Origin of the sequence: Gilliamella sp. Bif1-4 (assembly GCF_001690535.1) — a bacterium.
In the GTDB taxonomy this organism is placed as follows: Bacteria; Pseudomonadota; Gammaproteobacteria; order Enterobacterales; family Orbaceae; genus Gilliamella; species Gilliamella bombi.
The window spans coordinates 284,479-306,930 of the sequence record NZ_LZHC01000062.1 but is presented as its reverse complement, the minus strand read 5'-3'; the positions used below and the strand labels follow the sequence as shown (position 1 = coordinate 306,930).

14 protein-coding genes are annotated in these 22,452 nt (G+C 34.5%); 6 read left to right on the top strand and 8 right to left on the bottom strand.

The window, feature by feature from the left end; translation table 11 throughout:
* The first annotated feature begins 374 nt into the window (after positions 1-374).
* The 3 genes from A9G25_RS11000 to A9G25_RS10990 all read left to right on the top strand — a co-directional run bounded on the left by A9G25_RS11000 (position 375) and on the right by A9G25_RS10990 (position 2,831).
* Positions 375-872 (top strand): hypothetical protein, encoded by a 498-nt coding sequence (locus A9G25_RS11000; protein ID WP_065626010.1) that lies wholly within the window; start codon positions 375-377, stop codon positions 870-872.
* 424 nt (positions 873-1,296) lie between these two features.
* Entirely contained in the window at positions 1,297-1,806 is a 510-nt protein-coding gene (locus A9G25_RS10995) for a hypothetical protein (RefSeq protein ID WP_065626951.1), read from the top strand.
* A gap of 53 nt (positions 1,807-1,859) precedes the next feature.
* Complete coding sequence (locus tag A9G25_RS10990; protein ID WP_065626950.1) at positions 1,860-2,831, top strand: hypothetical protein; 972 nt, start codon at positions 1,860-1,862, stop codon at positions 2,829-2,831.
* A gap of 505 nt (positions 2,832-3,336) precedes the next feature.
* On the opposite strand, the gene A9G25_RS10985 is transcribed toward A9G25_RS10990, so the two are convergent.
* Positions 3,337-4,353, bottom strand: coding sequence for an amidohydrolase family protein (locus A9G25_RS10985; protein WP_218057613.1), 1,017 nt, complete (start codon positions 4,351-4,353; stop codon positions 3,337-3,339).
* Positions 4,354-4,810: 457 nt separating this feature from the next.
* Here A9G25_RS10985 and A9G25_RS10980 point away from each other — a divergent pair, with 457 nt between their 5' ends.
* Positions 4,811-5,101 (top strand): putative quinol monooxygenase, encoded by a 291-nt coding sequence (locus tag A9G25_RS10980; protein ID WP_065626949.1) that lies wholly within the window; start codon positions 4,811-4,813, stop codon positions 5,099-5,101.
* Between the two features lie 47 nt (positions 5,102-5,148).
* On the opposite strand, the gene pbpC is transcribed toward A9G25_RS10980, so the two are convergent.
* Positions 5,149-7,488, bottom strand: coding sequence for a penicillin-binding protein 1C (gene pbpC / locus A9G25_RS10975; protein WP_065626948.1), 2,340 nt, complete (start codon positions 7,486-7,488; stop codon positions 5,149-5,151).
* 76 nt (positions 7,489-7,564) lie between these two features.
* On the bottom strand, positions 7,565-9,298 hold the full coding sequence (argS, locus tag A9G25_RS10970) for an arginine--tRNA ligase (RefSeq protein ID WP_065626947.1): 1,734 nt from the start codon (positions 9,296-9,298) through the stop codon (positions 7,565-7,567).
* Between the two features lie 636 nt (positions 9,299-9,934).
* On the opposite strand from argS, the gene zntB reads away from it, so the two are divergent.
* Complete coding sequence (gene zntB / locus A9G25_RS10965) at positions 9,935-10,936, top strand: zinc transporter ZntB (protein WP_176701122.1); 1,002 nt, start codon at positions 9,935-9,937, stop codon at positions 10,934-10,936.
* A gap of 144 nt (positions 10,937-11,080) precedes the next feature.
* A complete protein-coding gene (locus tag A9G25_RS10960) occupies positions 11,081-12,973 on the top strand; it encodes a DNA topoisomerase III (RefSeq protein ID WP_065626946.1) in 1,893 nt (630 codons plus the stop codon).
* Positions 12,974-13,310: 337 nt separating this feature from the next.
* Here A9G25_RS10960 and mmuM read toward each other — a convergent pair whose 3' ends face one another.
* The 5 genes from mmuM to mfd all read right to left on the bottom strand — a co-directional run bounded on the left by mmuM (position 13,311) and on the right by mfd (position 22,348).
* Positions 13,311-14,252, bottom strand: coding sequence for a homocysteine S-methyltransferase (gene mmuM, locus A9G25_RS10955; RefSeq protein WP_065626945.1), 942 nt, complete (start codon positions 14,250-14,252; stop codon positions 13,311-13,313).
* Positions 14,239-15,642, bottom strand: coding sequence for an S-methylmethionine permease (gene mmuP, locus A9G25_RS10950; RefSeq protein ID WP_065626944.1), 1,404 nt, complete (start codon positions 15,640-15,642; stop codon positions 14,239-14,241). Before mmuP ends, mmuM begins: the two co-directional genes overlap by 14 nt.
* A gap of 90 nt (positions 15,643-15,732) precedes the next feature.
* A complete protein-coding gene (locus A9G25_RS10945; protein WP_065626943.1) occupies positions 15,733-17,025 on the bottom strand; it encodes a YdgA family protein in 1,293 nt (430 codons plus the stop codon).
* A 292-nt stretch (positions 17,026-17,317) separates the two neighbouring features.
* A complete protein-coding gene (locus tag A9G25_RS10940) occupies positions 17,318-18,853 on the bottom strand; it encodes a DUF945 family protein (RefSeq protein ID WP_065626942.1) in 1,536 nt (511 codons plus the stop codon).
* Positions 18,854-18,889: 36 nt separating this feature from the next.
* Complete coding sequence (gene mfd / locus A9G25_RS10935) at positions 18,890-22,348, bottom strand: transcription-repair coupling factor (protein WP_065626941.1); 3,459 nt, start codon at positions 22,346-22,348, stop codon at positions 18,890-18,892.
* Positions 22,349-22,452 lie beyond the last annotated feature (104 nt).

The following is a 22,452-nucleotide window of genomic DNA, read 5'->3' as shown; positions in this document are numbered from 1 at the left end:
AATATGGTGGGATTGACTCAACAAGAAGCGGAAAAACGATTATTTAAGATTAAGGATGCCGATGGATTACGTGATTTAATACAGCAATTAGATATAAAAACAACCATCCTCTAAAAATGTTCTAAATTCAAATCGACTTATCCCCTTCAAAATATCAGCATAACTTTCAATCGTATTTCAATATTGTTACCGATCAATTATTAAACAAATTATAATGATAATTTAATCAGTTTGTCTCCTGATAATGAATACTTATAATCTGTTTTGGGTTATTTACAAACCAATTATCTTATTTATAATTTTGCTTATCTGCATTTATATTTTATATAACAGAGCCCAAATTTATTTAACACAATTTAATTAAGGAGTGACTGATGCCATTTGTCAATGCCTATGTGTCGGAAGAAGATGCTAAAAAATATGATTTAGATAATTTATGGAATAAGTACAATATCTGGCCTAATCATAAAATGCCAAACCTATTAAACAGTTTTGATGTTCATCAACACGCTTGGTGTGTGGATAAGGAACGAGGGTATTGGTTATTTAGTTGCGGTTATGTGCATAATTATGATAGTCCTTCCGGTATCCCTGAACCAACGAGTAAGGAGGTATTTATCCTGCATGTTGATGGCCAGAATATTGAATTTATTTTGGACTCTAGCGATTTGGATCCTAGTGAGTCAGTATCTACTGACTTATATCCGATACAATTTGCTTGGGAAATTGTGTCAATGAACCCGAGTAGTTTACCTACTATGTCGAAGACGGATTTGTTAACCATTTTAAAAGAGGCATTAACTGTTTATAAATGTAGAGGAATTCGAAATTTGGAAACTAATAAGAAATCATTTTTTAAGTTTAATTTTTAGTATTTTCTAAGCTAACACTATAATCAATTATTATACTGGAGGAATAGGCCAATATGGTGGGATTTCCTAAAGAGGAAGCGGAAAAACGATTATTTAAGGTCAAGGATGCCGATGGATTACGTGATTTAATACAGCAATTAGATATAAAAACAACCATCCTCTAAAAATGTTCTAAATTCAAATCGACTTATCCCCTTCAAAATATCAGCATAACTTTCAATCGTATTTCAATATTGTTACCGATCAATTATTAAACAAATTATAATGATAATTTAATCAGTTTGTCTCCTGATAATGAATACTTATAATCTGTTTTGGGTTATTTACAAACCAACTATCTTATTTATAATTCTATTTATCTGCATTTATATTTTATATAACAGAGCCCAAATTTATTTAACACAATTTAATTAAGGAGTGACTGATGCCATTTGTCAATGCCTATGTGTCGGAAGAAGATGCCAAAAAATATGATTTAGATAATTTATGGAATAAGTACCGCCGCTTTGGTACCAAAATGCCTGAACTATTGAAGAAGTTTGATGTTCACCAACACGCTTGGTGTGTGGATAAGGAACGAGGGTATTGGTTATTTAACTGTGGTTGGGTGCTAAATTATGATAGCCCTTCCGGTATCCCTGAACCAACGAATAAGCAGGTGTTTATCCTGCATATTGATGGTCAGAATATTGAGTTTATTTTGGAAACTGGTCGTTGGAAACCTAGCGATTTGCAAGCGATCGGTTTGGAATATGCTAATTCATTTCCTATAAAAATTGCTTGGGAAATTGTGTCAATGAACCCAAGTTGTTTATCGACTATGTCGAAGGCGGGTTTGTTAACCATTTTAAAAGAGGCATTAGCTGTCTATAAATGTAGTGGACTTAGAGATGTAGAATCTAATGAGGAAGCACTGATTAGATGTAATTTTTAGTGTTTGGTAAGTTAACAAGATAATCAATTATTATACTGGAGGAATAGTCCAATATGGTGGGATTGACTCAACAAGAAGCGGAAAAACGATTATTTAAGATCAAGGATGCCGATGGATTACGTGATTTAATACAGCAATTAGATATAAATACCCATGGCAACACAACCATTCTCTATTCAGGGATGTTAGATTCTGGCGTGCATACATCAGAAATTATCGATCAATTAAAAAATAACTCTTCTCTTCGCCTTATCGATAATACTGAGGCAGCTAAATTTTTAGCTGATGCTGATTTAAATGGTTCACCTTTAAATAGGAAGTTAAAGCAGATCTTTGGTAAAGGTGAAGGTAGTCAGTTATCTAACAAAGCAATTGAATTCCTTTTTGGCTCAAACAGCAATGGCAGCCGTCAACCTAATGGCGCATGGGATGCTATTTCTAAACGTTTTGTTGATGGTGCAGTGGGTGATGTTCGTGTACTTGGTGGATTTGGAATGGACTCGGGGCGGGTTTTTGGTGGCACACAATTACCTGCATTATTGAATAATCTCAAAGTGACATCAGTTAATGGTATTCCATCATCGGTATTAAAATCTATCGAACAAACCGAGGGAATTGGGCGTGCTTTTGAGCATATTAAAAATATTGCCGGTTTAGATGCCGCAGGCGCTAAGTTAGCACCAGATAATATTGAATTTTGGTTAAAACTTAATAGCCCTGACAGAAAGTTTATAACTTATGATTATTTTGACAATCTTAAAAAGACTTATCTCAATTTATCGCCAGAAATGCAGAAAAGTATTGCTCGAACTTCTCGTTATCTAGCGTCAGCTAACGATAAAATCACAAATTATCTTTCTGCTTTGGGGCATGCTATGTGGGGAATTGGTTTTTTTATCGCATCGGAAGAAGTTCAGGTTGCACTTGATAGAGGAGATGCTGGTGAGGCAAGGCGAATATTACTTGAGTTTGTTGGTGTTAGAAAAATTAGTGACAATATATTAGAGTTATTTTTTGGGAAATAGCACCGATTCTAAGTTTTGTATATTTGCAAGTTAAAATGACGGTTGTTTTGTCACCAAACTCTGTAATAAACAGACTCATTACACTTTTCTTTTTTGGAATTGCATAATCCATTTTTTGAATCTTGTTGTATCGCTAGTTAGATGATTTTTTTACTGAGTCATTAGTCGGTAAAACCTTACGTTTCTTGATGTATGGCAAATAATACGATTTAAAGGTTCTACCGCATTTTTCTGTTATTTTTTATGACTTAAATTCTGAGGTATTTTTTATTTAATGCTGTTTATATCACCAATTTATTCATAATATCCGTTAATTTACCTAAATCTTCTTGGTTTTTATTCCTTTGGATAGTTCTACTACCATCTCTCAACCTATTTTTTACTCGTTAGAGATGTTCAAAAATAGTCAAATACACAAATTTATTTACAGAATCAATATTGGTATCATTTTTTCAAAATAAATATGAATGAGTAACTTATTTTGATAAGTTTGTTCTATCTCAAATCAATCAATACCTAGCACCATTCGCCCATTCTTAGTTGCCACATTAATCACATTGTCTAAATCGGTATAACGGCATCCTGTTACTAACAATTTAAGTTCTTCCCACATATTACCCGTTGAAAATGGTAACATATAATCACTAACATTATCTGTGCCAATAGCAACAGGAATACCAGCAGCCGCCAGTTCATCAACAGGGGTTAATGAGTTACGAGTAGGACCTTGTTCTTCACGACGAGGGCTATCGATCCAAGCAAAAGGACAAGCAATAACCATCATTTTGGCCTCTTTCATTTTTTTGTAGAGTTTTTGGCGATATGCTAAACTATGTGCAGTGATAGAAATGCTATGGATAGCAACAACTCGCCCGTGCATACCATGCTCAAGGGTTTTATCGGTAAGTTGTTCTGTTTCGATTTCATCTTGTGAGTTAAATTGGTCAACATGTACATGCACCATTTTGCCTAATGATTTACCTGTTTGCATTAACACATCAAGATGTTTAAGTCCCATACCTTCACCATGATCACGCTCATCACGACGTGGTAAACCGCCAATAATATCAACTAAATCAGCCCCTTTATCAAACCAATAACGTGCTTCTTTATCAATAACACCTTTAAGTGTTTGATTAACTAATTTTATGGTGATGTCATTTTTATAAGTTTCTCGTGCTCTTAAGGCACCTTTAATTGCTCGTTCTTCAGCAATAGGATCAATATCAACAAACGATCCCATGGCACTTACACCTTGCTCAATCATACGCTCAACCGCCATACTAAAATGACGATAGTAATCGTCTTCACTCATTGATGCTTTGACTTTATCTAATGTATCCCATTTTTCAATTAAAGTCTGTTTTTGATAGATATCAAAGCTATCAACCGAAATAGTAAAAGCACGATCAGCATGCATATGTGCATTAACCCATCCGCCATTTTGCTTAATATTATTCATTAAATAGGCTTTTAAACTTTGGTCTCTTGTGGTTAATAACATGTTTTTATGTTCAATCATAATATGCCTCTACAATTCAATCATTTTAAATGAAGTTGATAAAATCGGGCGCAATAGGCAAAAAAAATCCCCCAAAAAGGAGGATAAAATGGAATCAATAATATTAATGATTAAGATTACTGAGTTACAATTGATCATTGTGCCTACACCGTGTCGATAAAAAACTGCAGAAATTCTAACCAAAATATTTTTAATAGCAAGTACTATAATTTATAAAATGTATAAATAAATGAAATGGTTAAAGTATTATTTTTTAGATTTTTTACTTCAAAAAATAGTTTTTAATAAAGTTAATTACCAATAAATTAAGAAATAAAATCATAACTAATTATTTAATAAAAATAATTAGTTGTCACAAAAATGAGATTATTAACCTTAAATACTGCTTTTTGATATTAGCAGTAGCAAGCTTATACTACACAAGCAACTTATTTTGAAATATAGGTAGTCTACTAACATGAGTCAATTAAATATTATTGCCACAATCACAGTTAAACCAGAATTCTATGACGCATTTCAGCCAATTTTTAAACGTCTAGTAGCAGGTAGTCGAGCTGAAGCAGGTTGTTTACGCTATGAACTTAATCAAAGTATAGATAATTCAAATATCTTCATAGTGATCGAAACATGGGCATCACAGCAGGCAATTGATTTTCACAACACAACGTCACATTTTGTTGAATTTGCCAACTTTGCTAAAGATCATACTGATAGATTAGAGATAAATATTGCCAAACAAGTAATATGACTTAAAGGATGATAGTAGTTAACATTTGGGGTGAACTACCATATTAATTAATCAAACAGTTCGATTTTTATATTCCGTGAATCACTTCGACCCATATCGTCAAGCACTAAAATTTTGAAAGTCCCGCTTTGTGTTGGGATCCAGCTAAGAGCCTTACGTGGTTCGGTTTGCCCAATAAAATTGTTATCAACAAACCAATAAAGTGATTTAACATCACCATCACTATTAGCAGTAAAACTAATTTGTTCATTTTTTTGTTTAGTGGTTCTAAATTGATAAACCACATTTTTAAGAGGCGAAGTTATTTTTGGCGGTTCGCCTAAAAAATTTTGTGATGAATGACAATGTTTTGTTGATGGTGGCGCTTTTTTAGCAATCCCCGCTTTAGCAAAAACAGCGGCTAAATCTGACGGCCAATATTCAAAAACAGCTAAGTGAGAGGTTGTTAAATCATAAGGAGGACAAACAGCCTTACCTGTTTGATTGTCGACCATCACGGGTCTAAAAATAGTATCAGGATTAATAGGTGACACACCCGGAATAAACCACGTTTTACCTTTTGCCTTGCACCATTGAGTCAGTAGATTGCCACTGGTTAGGCAAATATCGATACGCTTTAAATTTGGAGGTAATGGGCGATTAGGTTCACGCAAGTTAGGATAATAAGCGTTAATACTTTCAACGATATTAAAAAAGAGCGGTGTGGCGGCATCGACGCCTACAAAGGCATTATTACCACTACCATCAAAGTTACCAAGCCAAACTACCATAGCATAGTTACCAAATGTTCCAGCTGTCCAAGCATCACGAAATCCCCATGATGTACCTGTCTTCCAAGCAACGGGCACCACCTTTTTTTGCATTTTGCTAAGTACATCTTGTGGGCGGGTATTTTGTTTCAACATATCAATGGTCATAAATGCTGCTTGTGGACTTAACAGCTTTTGTGCTTCGGGTGAGTCGTCGGCTTCAATAAATTGCAATGGCTGCCAACGACCTTCGTTGGCTAGCATGGCATATAACCCGACTAACTCTTGTGCAGTAACTTCACCACCACCTAACACTAAAGATAAACCATAATGCGACTCGTCGGCGAGTTTTTGGATATGAGCATTGACCAAAAATTGATAAAAAGAGGGATTATGCAATTTAGAGGCCACTGATACAGCAGGAATATTACGGCTATGAATTAATGCATCGGTTGCCGAAATAGGGCCTCGAAAGTTACGATCAAAGTTTTCTGGTGTGTATGAACCAAAATCAGTTGCCACATCTTTTAAAATTGTACGAGGATGTAAAACACCTTGGTCCATACCAAGCGCATAAATAAACGGTTTAAGTGTAGATCCGGGTGAACGTTTGGCAAGGGTACCATTAACTTGACCTTGAATAGAATTATCAAAATAATTAGCCGAACCAATCAGTGCCTTAACCTTCATTGTTTGGGTATCAACCAAAATTATCGACGCATTATTAATACCTTTTACGCGATTTCGCTCAATAAACAAATTAACTTGCCGACTAATGATTTTTTGCAGATTATTATCTAACGTAGTTTTAATTTCTTGAGCATTGCTTTGCTGTTGTTGAATGATTTGATTAATAAAATGCGGTGCACCAAAAGGCATTCGTTCTGGTTGACGCAAAACCAACTTTTGCGAAAAAAGAGCGACAATATTGCTATCAACAAAATATTTTTCTTGCCAACGCTGAAATAATTGATTTCTTGCTTTAACTAACGCTTTGCCAGCAAATCCTGTTTTTCGATCAACTCGATATGTTGGTGATTGAGGTAATACCACCAAAGTTAACGCCTCAGGCAAATTGACTTGTGAAGGTGGTTTATTAAAATAGATAAATGACGCTGCGCCAATACTTTCAATATTGCGACCAAAAGGGGCATAATTTAAATACGCTTCTAAAATATCATGTTTAGAATACATCAACTCTAACTGTATAGCCCTAGCAATTTGATGCAACTTCCCACCAATGGTTTTAGTATTTAACCGCCAATGCATTCGTGCTAGTTGCATGGTAATGGTTGAAGCACCTTGACGATTTCCACCACCAAGATAGGTTGCTCCAAAGGCCCTAATTAGACTAAATGGATTAAAGCCAACATGATAATAAAACCACTGATCTTCGTGTAACAACAAACCATTAACAATATCAGGCGAAATATCTTCTAAAGGCGTCCATAAACGATAACGATCATCATTGGCTAATGTCATTCGAATTAGCTGGTTATTATTATCATAATAGCGTTTTGAAAAGTTCAGAGGATCTGAAAGTGGGGGATGTGGATATAAACGAATGGCAAAGATTGTTATAAATAACAGCAACAGAGCCATTAACTTATTTTGATGACGAACAATAAAACTGATCATATTTCGTTAATAGTTCAAAATGTTAGGTATGTTAGCAAAAACAGCCACCCATGCATTTACATCGGTGGCGGTTTATCTACATTTTATCAACTGTCTTAATACCTAGCATGTCAAGGCCAGTTTTAAGTGTTTTAGCTGTTAAAGAAGCTAATTTTAAGCGACTTTGTTTCAGACTTTCGTTTTCGGCTACTAAAATAGGGCAGTTTTCATAAAAACTTGAAAACAGCGTTGCAATTTCATAAAGATAAGCGCAGAGTATATGCGGTGTACCTTCTCTTGCTACGGTTGAAATTGTTTCGTCAAATTGAATTAAACGAGTTGCTAAAGCACGCTCTTTATCAGATTTCAAACGAATATTAGCTGTTAAGCTATCTTCGGAAATATTGGACTTTTTAAAAATTGATAACACACGGGTATAAGCATATTGCAAATAAGGTGCGGTATTGCCTTCAAATGACAACATATTATCCCAATCAAAAACATAATCAGTAGTCCGATTTTTAGAAAGATCAGCATATTTAACTGCACCAATAGCCACCGCATCGACAATTTTTGCAAGCTCACTTTCAGAAAGATCTGGATTTTTGCTACGAATTAAAGTTGTTGCGCGCTCACACGCTTCATCTAGCAAATCATTTAATTTAACAGTATCACCAGAACGGGTTTTAAACGGCTTACCATCTTTACCTAACATCATACCAAACATATGGTGTTCAAGCTTTAATGATTCTGGTACATACTTAGCTTTATGAACAATAGCCCAAACTTGCTCTAAATGTTGATGTTGGCGGGAATCAGTATAATAAAGAATACGATCGGCATGTAACGTTTCGTAACGGTATTTAGCACAAGCAATATCGGTTGTTGCATAAAGGTAGCCACCATCACGTTTTTGGATGATAACACCCATCGGTTCGCCTTCTTTGTTTTTATACTCATCAAGAAAAACAACAATCGCCCCTTCACTTTCAACCGCAAGCCCTTTCTGTTTTAAATCGGCAACAATATTAGGTAGCATGCTGTTATAAATGCTTTCACCCATAGTGTCTTCAAGTGATAACGTAACATTTAAACGTTTATAAGTGGCAATATTTTGCGTCATGGTAATATCAACTAGCTTACGCCACATATCACGACAATATTCATCGCCACCTTGTAATTTCACTACATAATTACGAGCTTTTTCGGCAAACACTTCGTCTTCGTCATAATGCTTTTTAGCGGCGCGATAGAATGACTCTAAATCTGAAAGATCCATATCATTGGCATGTTCATTTTGCATCTTTTCAAGATACGCAATTAACATACCAAATTGCGTTCCCCAATCACCAACATGATTAGCACGAATAACATTATGACCTAAAAAAGATAAAACACGAACGCTAGCATCACCAATAATAGTTGAACGCAAGTGTCCAACATGCATCTCTTTGGCGACATTAGGCGCCGAATAATCAACTACTATAGTTTGCGGTTTGGCGGGTAAAGTAATATTAAGCTTATCACCACTTAAAGCAACTTCATTTTGCTCAGCAATCCAGCTATTTTTCAAAAAGATATTAATAAAACCAGGACCTGCAATTTCAACTTTTTCAGCGATATCATCGATATCAAGATGCTGTAAAACCGTCTGAGCAAGTTCTCGAGGAGGTATTCCCATTTTTTTAGCAACAGACATAATGCCATTAGCTTGATAATCACCGAATTGCACTTTAGCTGATTGCTTAATTAAAGCGTCGCAGTTCTTATCTGCACCAGCCATAATCATAGCTTGCGAAACACGTTGCGTTAATAATTGTTGAATATTCACACTAAACCTAACCAATTATAATAAAATATCCAATATAATACCGACAAAGTGATGAATTGTCACTGATCGCATAAGATGGGAGGGAGGCTTTTTATTAAAAGAGTGTAAAAAATCGAATAAAATTGATGCTCCAGCCAAAATGCTTTAATCAAGCCTTAGTTTTCATCAAAAATAAAAATATAATGTAATTGTTTGATTTTTCTAAAAAACACTGTTTACAAAAACTTAAATAAAATCAATATGCTACCTGAACGATTTTAGAGCGAAAATCAAGATAAGAGTACTCTTTTTCTATGCAATAGCTTTAATGAATTTTTTTCTAAATTAGTGTGTGAAGATGATTTATATGTTTATAAATAATAGCCGTCAGGTTAACCTCATCTCAGTTGGTATTGAAGACAATATTTATATAGGAAAACCAGCTTACATTACAATACTTTCAGGTATTATGATCTGGATATTGGTCGCTTTATTCTGTCAGACTAGATTGAGCTGTTGGATGGGTTTAACCTGTATCAGTATGAGCTTAACGGATTGGGTTTAATGCATTAAGTAAAATAATAAAACTCTAGTTGATGGCTCCAATTTAAGCTAAATTAGGTATATAATTTGAAAAAACAATAAATGAGATCGGTAATGACTAATCAAAATAGTGTAAATTCTATTTCTGTTTCACATCTTTTAGAAGCTAATCCAGCTTTTTGTTGCCAGTTAGATGGTAAAGGCAAAGCGCTACCACTTAATGAAAACAGTGAGCCTTCAATTTCACAACCATTTTGGATTCATTTAGATTTTGCTAAACAAGAAACCATCAATTGGGTAAATAATACTAACTTAGTTCCTGATTTGATTAAAAACGAATTGTTAAAACCTAAGCAAATATCCAAGGAAATTCGTTTTGAGTCGGGTGTTTTAGTAGTTTTAAAAGGTGTTAATTTTGTTCCCAATGAGCTTCCCGATCCTATTGTTACTTTTCGTTTTTATATAACTGATAACATGATTATTTCAACACGGCATCAACAAATTTCGGCTATTGCTGAATTAAAGGATCATCTAGAAAAGGGAATTGGTCCTGTAGATGTGGCGGATTGGTTGATTCAAATGTCTGATTTAATTAGTGATCAAGTTAATTTATCTTTTGATAGTGTTCACAATAAAATCATTAAGTTAGAGGAATCTGTTTTAAACCAACGTATCTTTTCTTATAAAGAAATTGGTCGAGTTCGTAAACAGTTGATCGTCTTACGCCGATTGTTATCACCACAACGCGATATTTTTGTAAAAATTTCGACTGAAAGAATATCGTGGATTGATGATAACGATCGCCAACGCTTGCATGACATTTCCTATCAACAAAATCATTATGTATCTGATATTGATAGCTGTTTATTAAGAATAGCTTCAATTATGGAACAAATTAATAGCTTCTTGGCTGAATCAACCAATAAAAGAATCTATTTAATGTCACTCTTTACCATAATTTTTACACCCATTACATTTTTAACCAGCTTGCTTGGCGTCAATTTAGCTGGTATTCCTTTTAGTAGTGAAGGTTGGTCTTTTGTAGGATTAATATTATTACTTGTTATTATTTGTGTTATTTCAGTTATTTGGCTTAAATACAAAAAATGGTGGTAATAAAGCATCGTTAAAAAATGGATGAAAATTTATGAACGTTTATAAAGTTGAGTATAAGGATATAATTGACTTTTTATTTAAAACCATGAAATTAACACCGATTCAAACTTATCTTGTTTGAAATTTTAATGAATAATTATTCTTATGCAACCTAATCAATCTTATCGTTTGTTTATTGCCGAAAAGCCCAGCTTAGCAAGGGCTATCGCTGACGTATTACCTAAACCTATTCAAAAAGGTAATGGTTTTATTAAAGCGAGTAATGGCGATGTGGTTAGTTGGTGTATTGGTCATCTTCTTGAGCAAGCTACACCAGAAGTTTATGATCCTCGATATAAAAAATGGGTGATTAATGATTTACCCATAGTGCCTGAAAAATGGATATTAATGCCTAAAGGCAATACACAAAAACAATTTAATATTTTGGTAGATCTGATTAAGTCAGCAGAGCAAATAGTACACGCTGGTGACCCAGATAGGGAAGGGCAGTTACTAGTAGATGAAGTTTTAAATTATTGCCAATTATCGCCAGATAAACGCAAAGCAATTCAACGCTGTTTAATTAGCGATTTGAATGCTAGCGCTGTTGAAAAATCATTGCAACAATTACGCAACAATCAAGATTTTATTCCTTTATCAACCTCGGCATTAGCAAGGGCTAGAGCCGATTGGCTGTATGGAATTAATATGAGTCGGCTTTGTACTATTGTTGGTCAAAAAAACGGTTATCGAGGTGTATTATCAATTGGGCGAGTACAAACCCCTATTTTAGGGTTAGTGGTTAGACGAGATTTAGAGATAGCGCAATTTGTACCTAAACCATTTTATGAAGTTTTTGCAGTGTTACAAACCAAAGATAATGAAATATTTAAAGCTAAATGGCAACCTAGCGAAGCTTGCGCGCCTTATCAGGATGAGGAAGGGCGTGTTTTAGTTAAAAAATTGGCCGAAAATGTTTGTCAGCGTATTAATAATCAATCAGGAACAATTGATAAAGTTAGTAATAAAAAGAAAGAACTTGCGCCACCAATGCCATTTAATTTATCGGCACTGCAAATTGAGATGGCTAAAAAAAATGGGCTGAGTGCTCAAGATGTGCTTGATGTTTGTCAATCTTTATATGAAAAACACAAATTAATTACCTATCCAAGATCAGACTGTCGCTTTTTGCCAGAAGAACACTTAAAACAAATTACGGGGGTAAAGTCAGCCATCGAAAATAACTGCCCAGAATTGCAAACCGCAATTAGTCATGCTGATTACACTTTACGCACAAAAGCGTGGAATGACAAAAAAGTAGAGGCGCACCACGCTATTATTCCAACCTTGCGTAAAGCGAAAATGGATAACCTATCAGTTAACGAAAAAGCCGTTTATCAAGCCGTTGCAACGCAATATTTAGCTCAATTTTATCCAGCATATAAATATGCTGAATTGCAAATTGATGTTGATATTAAAGGTGGAAAATTTATTTCTAAAGCTAACCAAATGCTTGATGAAGGTTGGAAGGTTTTATTTCGAAATAAAAACAATCAAATAGAAGCTAATAACGACGATAATGAAAGTAATAGTTTATTAATTAAATTAGTTAAAAAAGGTGAAACAGTGCAATGTATTGATACTGAACTGCTTAGCAAAGAAACCCAACCGCCAAGGCCATTTACCGATGCAACATTGTTGTCGGCAATGACAGGGATTGCCAGATTTGTTAAAGATCCCGAAATCAAAAAAATACTACGTGAAACCGATGGTTTAGGTACAGAAGCAACAAGGGCTGGCATTATTGAATTGTTATTTAAACGTCAATTTTTAACTCGACAAGGCAAAGCAATTCGCTCAACTGAGGTGGGTAAAAATCTGATTTTATCACTACCCGATATAATGTCGATGCCTGACATGACAGCCCATTGGGAATTGCAATTAAACGAAATTAGCAAAAAAAATTTTTCGTACCAACAATTTATGTATCAACTCAATTTATCACTGTTAGATCTTGTTAATCAGTTAAAAAATGCAAGATTGAATATTCAAGGTTAATCTCTATATAAAAAACAGGATGAAATTTAATAATGCTGTTCATTCTGTTTATTAATATAGCCATACTACATACTAGTTAAATAATCATTTTAAGTGCGTTTTCTATTTTGTTATTTTTATAACCAAATCAATTAAGTTTTATAATTAATTGTTCAGTAGTTTTTCATTGTACTAGGAAGTTATTGACCAGATTCTCAGTGGTTAATTTGATAAAACAAATAACACAATGATTTTTATGACAGTTTTGTTGGTTTAATTTGATTGAATTTGAAGCTGTTTGATATATTATCGCAAAACTACAATAGTTCTTCATGCTCAAAATCCAATCACAATAAAATTAATAATCCTTTAATAATCTCACAATCTCTTTAATATCATTCGGTGTTGTTTGGCAGCAACCACCAATTAATTTTGCACCTAATTTTGTCCAGGTTGGTAGTTGATTTTTGAAGGTGCAATCATGTTGATGGTTCTTGTGCCACTGTTTTGTTATTGGATCATATTGTTCACCTGAATTTGGATAAACAATTAATGGTTTGGTTGTAAGCTTATTTAGCACTTCTAATGCTGGAGTAACACTTTCTAACGCAATGCAGTTAATACCAAGGCTTACAATTTGCTCGAAGTTGTTTAAATAATCTATTACTTGTGATAATGGTGTGCCATCGCTAAGATGCTGGGCATCTTTTAATGTAAACGAAAACCATGTATTGATAGTTGGAAACTGCTGTATCAATTTAACTAATGCTTTAATTTCAGCAAAAGAAGGTAAAGTTTCACAAGCAAGGATATCAACTTGGGCATTAATCAAGGATTGAATGCGATCACGGTGAAAATCAATAAATTCAGCTTCAGTTAGTTGATAGTCGCCAGTATATTCTGACCCATTAGCAAGATATGCTCCATAGGGACCAACTGACCCAGCAATCAGTAACGTTTTATTTTGTTTTGTTTCATTCAAATACTGCTGTTTAGCTTGCTGTGCAAGTTCAACGCTTTTTTTTATTAATTTGATAGATTCATCAAACGTAATTCCTTTTTTTTCAAACCCTACTGGTGTGGCTTGATAGCTGGCGGTGATAGCGCAATCGGCGCCAGCTTTAAAATAGTCATAATGAACTTGATAGATCAGTTCGGGCTTTTCAATTAATACTTTTGCCGACCATAAACTATCATTAAGATCGCATCCACGGTGTTGTAGTTCACTGGCTAGTGCACCATCAATAATAATGTAATTTTTTTGTTTGAATAGTGCACTAATTGGATTATAACTTGTCATTTTTTACTGCTCGTTTTTGATAAGATTGGGTAAAGTGATGCGCAATAAAACAGACAATTACAAAAGGAATACCGCAATAAAGCGCAATGCGTTGTTCTGGATCGAATGCTAAACCAATGCAAGCAATCAAACACAGAATAAACCCTAAAATTGGCACAAAAGGGTAAAATGGTGCTTTATATTTTAAGGCATTTTTTTGATTTTCAGATAGTTGCTTTCGAAAAAAGTAATGTGAAATGCAAATACTTAACCAAACTGCTACCACGGCGAAGCCAGAAATAGCGGTTAATGCTACAAATACAGTATCAGGAGCTATCACGCTTGAAAATAACGCTAACAATCCACCAAGCATACTTACTGCAATAGCGATCATTGGAATACCTTTATTGGTTAATTTAGCAAAGCACTTTGGTAGTGTACCTTGATTAGACAACGACCACATCATACGCCCAGAGGCATAAAGTCCTGAATTAACGGATGATAAAATGGCGGTTAAAATGACAAAATTAAATATATCAGCTGCATATGGAATACCGATATTTTCAAATACCATTACAAATGGACTAGTAATAACGCCAGCTTGATTCATAGGTAGTAGAGCGGCTAACACTATAATTGTTCCAATAAAAAAGAGAATTAATCTTAAAATAGTTGTTTTAATGGCAAGTGGAATCGATTTTTCAGGGTTATGGGTTTCGCCCGCCGCAATACCGATTAACTCGGTACCAGAAAAGGCAAAATTAACTGAAACCATCGTCATGATAATTGGCGTTATACCATTAGGAAACCAGTCATTATCGGTAATATTGTGTAAAAAAGGTGCTGGCATGTCATTTTTCATAGGAACAAAACCAAAGATAGCGGCAGCTCCAGCAACAATAAAAATAATAATAGTGATGATTTTAATGATTGAAAACCAAAATTCACTCTCGGCAAAAAATTGGGTGGTTATAATATTTAATGCAAAGATTACGATACAAAAAATTAAACACCAAATCCAGACCGAAACAGTAGGGAACCAATATTGCATACATAAGCCCGCTGCAGTTAGACTTGAACCAAGTGCCACTGTCCAAGTTAACCAATACAGCCAAGCAACGGTATAACCAGTGCCAGGACTAATAAAGCGAGAAGCATAAGTGTGAAACGCACCTGTTTCAGGCATAGCGACAGCCAGTTCGCCTAGGCACAACATCACTAAATAAACAACTAATGCACCAATTAAATAAGCAATAATAGCGCCAATAGCCCCAGCAGTAGCAATAATGCAACCAGTATTAAAAAATAGACCTGTGCCAATAACGCCACCCAGTGACAACATAATTAAATGGCGGGTTTTCATGGTTCGTTTAAATTGGTTTTCTGTTGTGGATGATGAATTTGTATTCATAAATGTTTTTTGCTTAAGTTAAAAATAATAAAATTCCGCCAAAATTAGTGGCGGAACTAAATAGGTTAGTTTGAACAATAAATTAGCTAATTATAATTGTTCAAAGAATTCTTCTTTTGGCACTTTTTTACCATTTACGTTAACTTCGTCACTGCCTTTATTTAGGCTAACATCGGAATAGATACCTTTGGTTTCACCATTGCTTGAAGTCAAAAATTGGGAATTACCTATGAAAAAGGCTGACATCATTTGTAGGTTTTGATTTGCTTTAGCAATTTGTTCTGGCGTTACCTTGTTAGAGTTAGGGTTTTCGATCTGTGCGGACGTATACGCTAATACGTCAAATGGTGCTTCAAGTTTCAATTTTAGTGAGTCAATTTTATCGTAATCAGCTTCATTGATATCTGTACTATCTATATCAGACATACTAAACATTAAGTTAAGATTAATATCGCCTGCAGGATTGTGCCAATTAAATTTATTTAACGAAAAACTAATATAGTGCTTTTGTTCTGTATCATCTGAGTCAGGATAACCTATTCCCAATTGATTAGTAAATAGATGTTTATCAAACCCCTTAAAATCAATATCTATCGAGCCATTACCCAGATTTTGTTGTCCATAAATAATTGAATCTACACTACTTGAAAATGAGCCATCGACAGTATTGGTGACGTCATTTAAGACATTTTTTTCGTCCATAACGAATTTATTAATAACAACCGAAACTGGTTTTGAATTAAATGATGCAGGGTAGGTTAATAAAATTTTATCGATTTCAATTTTAGTTGATATGTCAGATCCAGTAGTATAACTACCAAAGGTGTAATTGCCTTCACCAAGTTCTAATGCACCATCAATTCTTGAAAAGAATGGAACTTCATTTTGGGTAACTTTTATTGCTTTGCTTGCTAGTTTAACGGTGATATATTCGCCATAACTTATACCTGCATGTCCTGTAATAAAAGGCTGATTGCCAGCTAGCTTCCAAAGTGTCGGATTAGTTTGTTCGCTCATTTCATATTCTAACCAAGCCATTTTAGGCGCAAAACTTCCTTTGGCGAGTGCAGCAATAGGGAATGGGCCATGATGAATAGTAACATCATCAGAAAATATGGTTTTTGGTTGAGCGTCGTCACCTGTAGCATTTTGAAGTGATGCTGTAATAGTTAAATGTAATTTAGTTGAAAAGATATTCTTTTCATAATTACTTTTTATAATATTAAACGTGAAATCGTCTTGAGTTTGATTAATTTTGTTTGTAATTTGTATCAATTCATTATCGATGTTATTTTCGATCATATTACCTGTATGCCATGTAGTGCCTACGTAAGCAATCCCTAATACAGCAAATATTCCTATAGCAAGTGTGGTTTTTTTCATTATAGTTCTCTTAGTTATTTATTATATTTTAAATTATCATTCCTAGTGATTTATAAAATCAACCAGCAAATTTTAATATATTCAACGTGATAAATTAATTGTAATGCTGGTTGTTATAATTTTAATCGATTTGAGCTTTCTAGGCGATAGTTTTTTGATTTTTTGTAAAATGCACCTATACAAGTTTAAATAAGTACCTTAGCACATTATGGTGCATATATTGTTAACTACTATGCTTGAATCTAAAATAATCGCCAAATTAACAAATATCATTGAACAATTTATAATTTTGTTAGTGTTGCGAAAATAAATTAGAAATTTCCAAAAAATCTTTTTTATCTAGTAATTGTCCATTCACCTTTACGTTTTGATTGCCTTTTGTATACTCCACATTAGAATAGATACCTTCTGTTTGATCTTTATTAAAGATAAAAAATGGTGATCTACTAAAAAACATTTTGGCATTGGTTTTTATTACAACGCTTTCTTTTGCAATTTGTTCTGATGTAACATGCTTAGTGTTAGGGTTTTGGATTTGTGCGGACAAACTAGCTAAAACATCAAACGGAGCTTCGAGATTGAATTTAAGTGTATTTATTTTGTCATAGTTTTCTACATCAGTATTTGAGCTGTTTATTTCTGATATATTAAACAATAAGTTAACATTAATGTCGCCACTAGCATTGTGCCAATTCAATTTATTTAACGAAAATTCAATATTGTATTTGTCGCTCTCACTTATGTCAGGAACAGTTGTTTTAAAGTGAGGATCGAAAAATTGTCTACCAACCCCTTTGAAGTTAATATCAAATGATCCACTACCTAGATTTTGTTGACCATAAATAATCGAACCAATACGACTTACAAGCGAACCTTCAATTGTATTATTGCTGTCATTTAAAATATTTTTTTGACTCATCACGATTTTATTAATAGTCATTATCGCCGATTCGATTTTTGGAGTGGATTTTTTTATATTTAATGTAATTTTATCAATACTGCTTTGCTCATCAATATTTTGATTTTTGTAGTTAATGCGACCTTTTGATTTGAAATTGTTGACATTAAAATTCCCTTTTGAGATAAAGCTATCAAAACTGTAGTTAATATTGCCAATATTAAATTCATAATCGATGTCTTCTGTGGTAGTCAGTGGCTTTAATGACAGTTTAAAGTCATCAAAGTTAAAATGATGGGTATCGTCAGAAAGAAAAACTAATTTATCCAGTTTGATTTCAGCCTTGATGTCAGAACCATCGGTATAGCTACTAAAGGTATAACTGCCGTTACTGATATCTAAGATACTATCATGAATGGTTGGGATTTCGTTTTGCGAGGCTTTAATCGCTTTGCTTGCTAGTTTAACGGTAATATATTCGTCATAACTCACGCTTGTATGTCCACTAATAAACGGTCGATTGCCCGCTAGTTTCCAAAGTGTTGGATTTGCTTGTTGACTCATTTCATATTGTAACCAAGCCAATTGTGGGGAAAAAGTCCCTTTTGCAAGCGCAGCAATAGGAAAAGGACCATGATGGATAGTGACATCGTCATCAAATAAGGTTTTTGGATAATTACCTTGAATAGTCGATTCACGTGGTGATACGGCCACTGTTAAATGTACTTTTGTTGAAAAAACACCCTTGTCATAATGGTTTTTAGTAACAGAAAATGTAAAAAGATCTTGGGACAGGTTAACTTTGTTTATGATTAGTGCTAATTGGTCATCAATATGATCTTCAATCATATTACCGCTGTACCATGATGTACCTGCATAAGCCATACCTAATACAGCAATTATTCCTATAGTAAGTGTGCTTTTTTTCATTGTGGCTCTCTTAGTCGTTTATTGTAATTTTAGTTATCATTCTTGATGACTTGCAAAATCAGACAACAAATTTTTAATATATTCAATGCGATCGATTCGTTGCAATTCTGATTTTTGTAATTTTAATCGATTTGAACTTTCTAAGCGATAATTTTTTGGTTCTTTTTGAATTATTTCAATTAAGTAATCGACTGACACCTTATTATTACTACCAAATTCAATATAACCGCCTTTTTCACCAAACTCGATCTTAGTAATGCCTAATTGGATTGCGTGATAACGGATTTTTGTGGTTTCTAGTAAAAAAAGCACTGCATCGGGCAATTTACCAAAACGATCTCGCATTTCAACTTGAATATCGGTGAGTTCGATAAGATCGGTGATACTCGCAATACGTTTATATAGTGATAAACGTGTATTAACATCGGGAATAAAATCATCAGGAATAAGTGTTGGTAAGCGTAACTCAATTTCTGTTTGTTGATTATTGAGTAATGATTCAAGTGTTGGCTCTTTACCTTCTTTTAGTGATTTGACGGCCTCATCAAGTAGCTCAATATAAAGGTTAAAGCCAATCGTCTCTATTTGACCGCTTTGATCGCTGCCTAATAACTCACCAGCACCTCGAATTTCAAGATCGTGTGTGGCTAGAGCAAAACCTGCTCCTAAATCTTCAAGTGAGGCAATTGCTTCTAGGCGTTTTTTGGCATCTTTAGTGAGTAATTTAGGATGTGGGGTTAATAGATAAGCGTAAGCCTGATGATAAGAACGTCCAACTCGTCCTCTGAGCTGATGTAACTGGGCTAAACCAAATTTATCGGCACGATCAATGATAATGGTATTGGCATTAGGAATGTCGATACCAGTTTCAACAATGGTTGTACAAACAAGTATGTTAAAACGTTGATGATGAAAGTCATTCATTACGCGCTCTAAGTCGCGTTCATGCATTTGCCCATGACCAATGGTAATTCGAGCTTCGGGCACCAGTTCCGCCAGCTTTTCGCTTACTTTTTCGATATCAGAAATATCATTGTGTAAATAATAAATCTGACCACCACGTAAAATTTCACGCAAAATAGCTTCTCTAATCACGAGATCATCATATTCTCGAACAAAGGTTTTCACTGCTAATCGGCGAGCTGGAGGGGTGGCAATAATAGAAAGATCGCGCATACCACTCATCGCCATGTTTAGGGTTCTTGGAATTGGCGTTGCGGTTAGTGTTAAAATATCAATGTTTGCTCGCATTGCTTTAATTCGTTCTTTTTGACGGACACCAAAACGATGTTCTTCATCAACAATCAACAAGCCTAAATCTTTCCATTTGATATCTTCTTGTAACAATTTATGTGTGCCAATTACAATATCAATTTTGCCTTCACCAAGAGCTTCTATAATACTTTTTTGTTGTTTGGCGGTTTTGAATCGAGACAGGCTTTCTATGCGAATTGGCCAGTTTGCAAAGCGATTACAAAAGCTTTCGTAATGTTGTTCTGCAAGCAAAGTTGTAGGAACTAAAACTGCTGTTTGTTTATGATTAATAACGGCTAAAAAAGCAGCGCGGATCGCTACTTCTGTTTTACCAAATCCAACATCACCACAGACTAATCTATCCATGGCATAAGGAGAGCACATATCGCCAATTACTGCCCCAATGGCATTTTGTTGATCATCAGTTTCTTGATAAGGAAACCCTTGGCAAAATAGTTCATACTGCTCTCGGTCTTGTTTAAATTCAAACCCAGGTTTACTTTCACGTTCAGCGTAAATATCGAGTAATTCAGCTGCAACATCTCGTACTTTTTCGGCCGCTTTTTGCCGTGCTTTGCTCCAAGCATCAGTACCTAATTTATTGAGTGGTGCGTTTTCTTCATCGCCACCAGAATAACGGCTAATTAGATTTAATGATGAAACAGGAACATAAAGCTTGGTGTCATTGGCATATAATAGAATAAGATATTCAGCCGTAATCCCCCCTGTTTCTAATGTGGTAAGTCCTGCATATCGACCAACGCCATGTTCTAAATGGACAACGGGTTTACCGGGTGTTAGCTCAGCTAAACTACGAATAAGTGAATCAGTATTGATAGCTTGTTTATTTTCTTTTTTGCGACGAACTACTCGCCGTCCTAATAGCTCATTTTCAGTAATAAAGGCAAAATTATCTTGCTGATTGATAAAGCCTTGTTCACTAGATCCAACAATTAAATAAAATCGGCTATCACTGTTTTTTCGTTCATCAAGTAAATCGATAGTAGTGGGATGAATACGAATTCGTCCAAGAATTTCTTGTAAAGCCTCTTTGCGTCCTTCTGATTCAACCGAAAAGATGATTGTTCCTGTAAAATTTTCAACAAATTTTTGAAATTGCAAATAAGGATCTTTTTGTTGGATCTCAATAGCAATATTAGGTAATACTACATAAGGCAAATTAACGTTTTTATTTGATTCTGTCGTTATTGCATGCGATAAAACCATTCTTGGGTAGTTTTTGAAATTGGCAAAAATCTCGTCAGTTTTAGACCAAATAACATTTGGTGCAAGTAATGGTCGCATAGGATCGACTTTACGGCTTTCATAACGTTGGGTAATATCTTGCCAATATTTGTTAGCATATTGCTCAATATTAACTGTATTGATAATTAAGCTATTTGCTAAAAAATAAGAAAATAGAGGTGTTAATGGTTCGTTAAAAAACAGTGCTTGCCAATATTCAATACCGGTTGGCAAAATATTTTTACTAACTTGTTGATAGATGCTTTCTGAGTCTAATCTAACCTCAAATTGTTCTCGCCATTGACTACGAAACAACTCAATAGCTGTTTTATCAAAAGGAAACTCATGGGCTGGTAGCAATTGTATTTCAGCAATTTCATCAAAGGTACGTTGAGTTTCGACATCAAAAGTACGGATGCTGTCGATTTCATCATCAAAGAAATCGATGCGATAAGGCTTATCACTGCCCATGGGGTAGATATCAAAAAGCGCTCCACGAGTAGCATATTCGCCATGCTCCATAACTTGGCTGACTGAACGATAGCCAGCATTTTCAAGTTGAAGACGTAAATGTTCTCGGCTAATTTGTAAGCCTTTTTTCATCATAAAAACATGTCCACCCAAATAACTTTGTGGGCAGACTTTTTGCATTAAGGTATTAATGGGTAAAATTAACGCCCCTTTGGTTAAATGTCCAAGATGATAAAGGCAAGATAAGCGTTCTGATACGATATCTTGATGAGGAGAAAAGCTGTCATAAGGCAATGTTTCCCAATCTGGAAAGATAATAGAAGGGAAGGAGGTAAACTGCTTTAGTTCTTCATGAATGCGCGAGGTTTGTTGCATATCATCAGTGACAATCACAACTATACCTTCATGTGCATCTATAGCTTGAGCGCAAAATTGTGATAAGGAAGAGCCAACTAGCTGCCCAATTTGCTTTACTTCACCTGATTTTTGAGGGATTAAGTTTGAAATATTAACTGTTTTAGACATGATAAGTTCGTTGATGTCGCTGAAAATTTATTGTCAGATTATAACGTAAGTATGAGGTTGTTTTCTATAACTGTTTAATCCTGTATGATAAGCACCTTGCATTT

Coding starts and splice junctions, on each gene's coding strand:
- A9G25_RS10980 (WP_065626949.1), top strand. CDS start 4,811: ATGAGTCAATTAAATATTATTGCCACAATCACAGTTAAACCAGAATTC.
- A9G25_RS10940 (WP_065626942.1), bottom strand. CDS start 18,853: ATGAAAAAAAGCACACTTACTATAGGAATAATTGCTGTATTAGGTATG.
- mfd (WP_065626941.1), bottom strand. CDS start 22,348: ATGTCTAAAACAGTTAATATTTCAAACTTAATCCCTCAAAAATCAGGT.
- zntB (WP_176701122.1), top strand. CDS start 9,935: ATGACTAATCAAAATAGTGTAAATTCTATTTCTGTTTCACATCTTTTA.
- A9G25_RS10960 (WP_065626946.1), top strand. CDS start 11,081: ATGCAACCTAATCAATCTTATCGTTTGTTTATTGCCGAAAAGCCCAGC.
- A9G25_RS10990 (WP_065626950.1), top strand. CDS start 1,860: ATGGTGGGATTGACTCAACAAGAAGCGGAAAAACGATTATTTAAGATC.
- pbpC (WP_065626948.1), bottom strand. CDS start 7,488: ATGATCAGTTTTATTGTTCGTCATCAAAATAAGTTAATGGCTCTGTTG.
- mmuM (WP_065626945.1), bottom strand. CDS start 14,252: ATGACAAGTTATAATCCAATTAGTGCACTATTCAAACAAAAAAATTAC.
- A9G25_RS10985 (WP_218057613.1), bottom strand. CDS start 4,353: ATGATTGAACATAAAAACATGTTATTAACCACAAGAGACCAAAGTTTA.
- A9G25_RS11000 (WP_065626010.1), top strand. CDS start 375: ATGCCATTTGTCAATGCCTATGTGTCGGAAGAAGATGCTAAAAAATAT.
- A9G25_RS10995 (WP_065626951.1), top strand. CDS start 1,297: ATGCCATTTGTCAATGCCTATGTGTCGGAAGAAGATGCCAAAAAATAT.
- mmuP (WP_065626944.1), bottom strand. CDS start 15,642: ATGAATACAAATTCATCATCCACAACAGAAAACCAATTTAAACGAACC.
- A9G25_RS10945 (WP_065626943.1), bottom strand. CDS start 17,025: ATGAAAAAAACCACACTTGCTATAGGAATATTTGCTGTATTAGGGATT.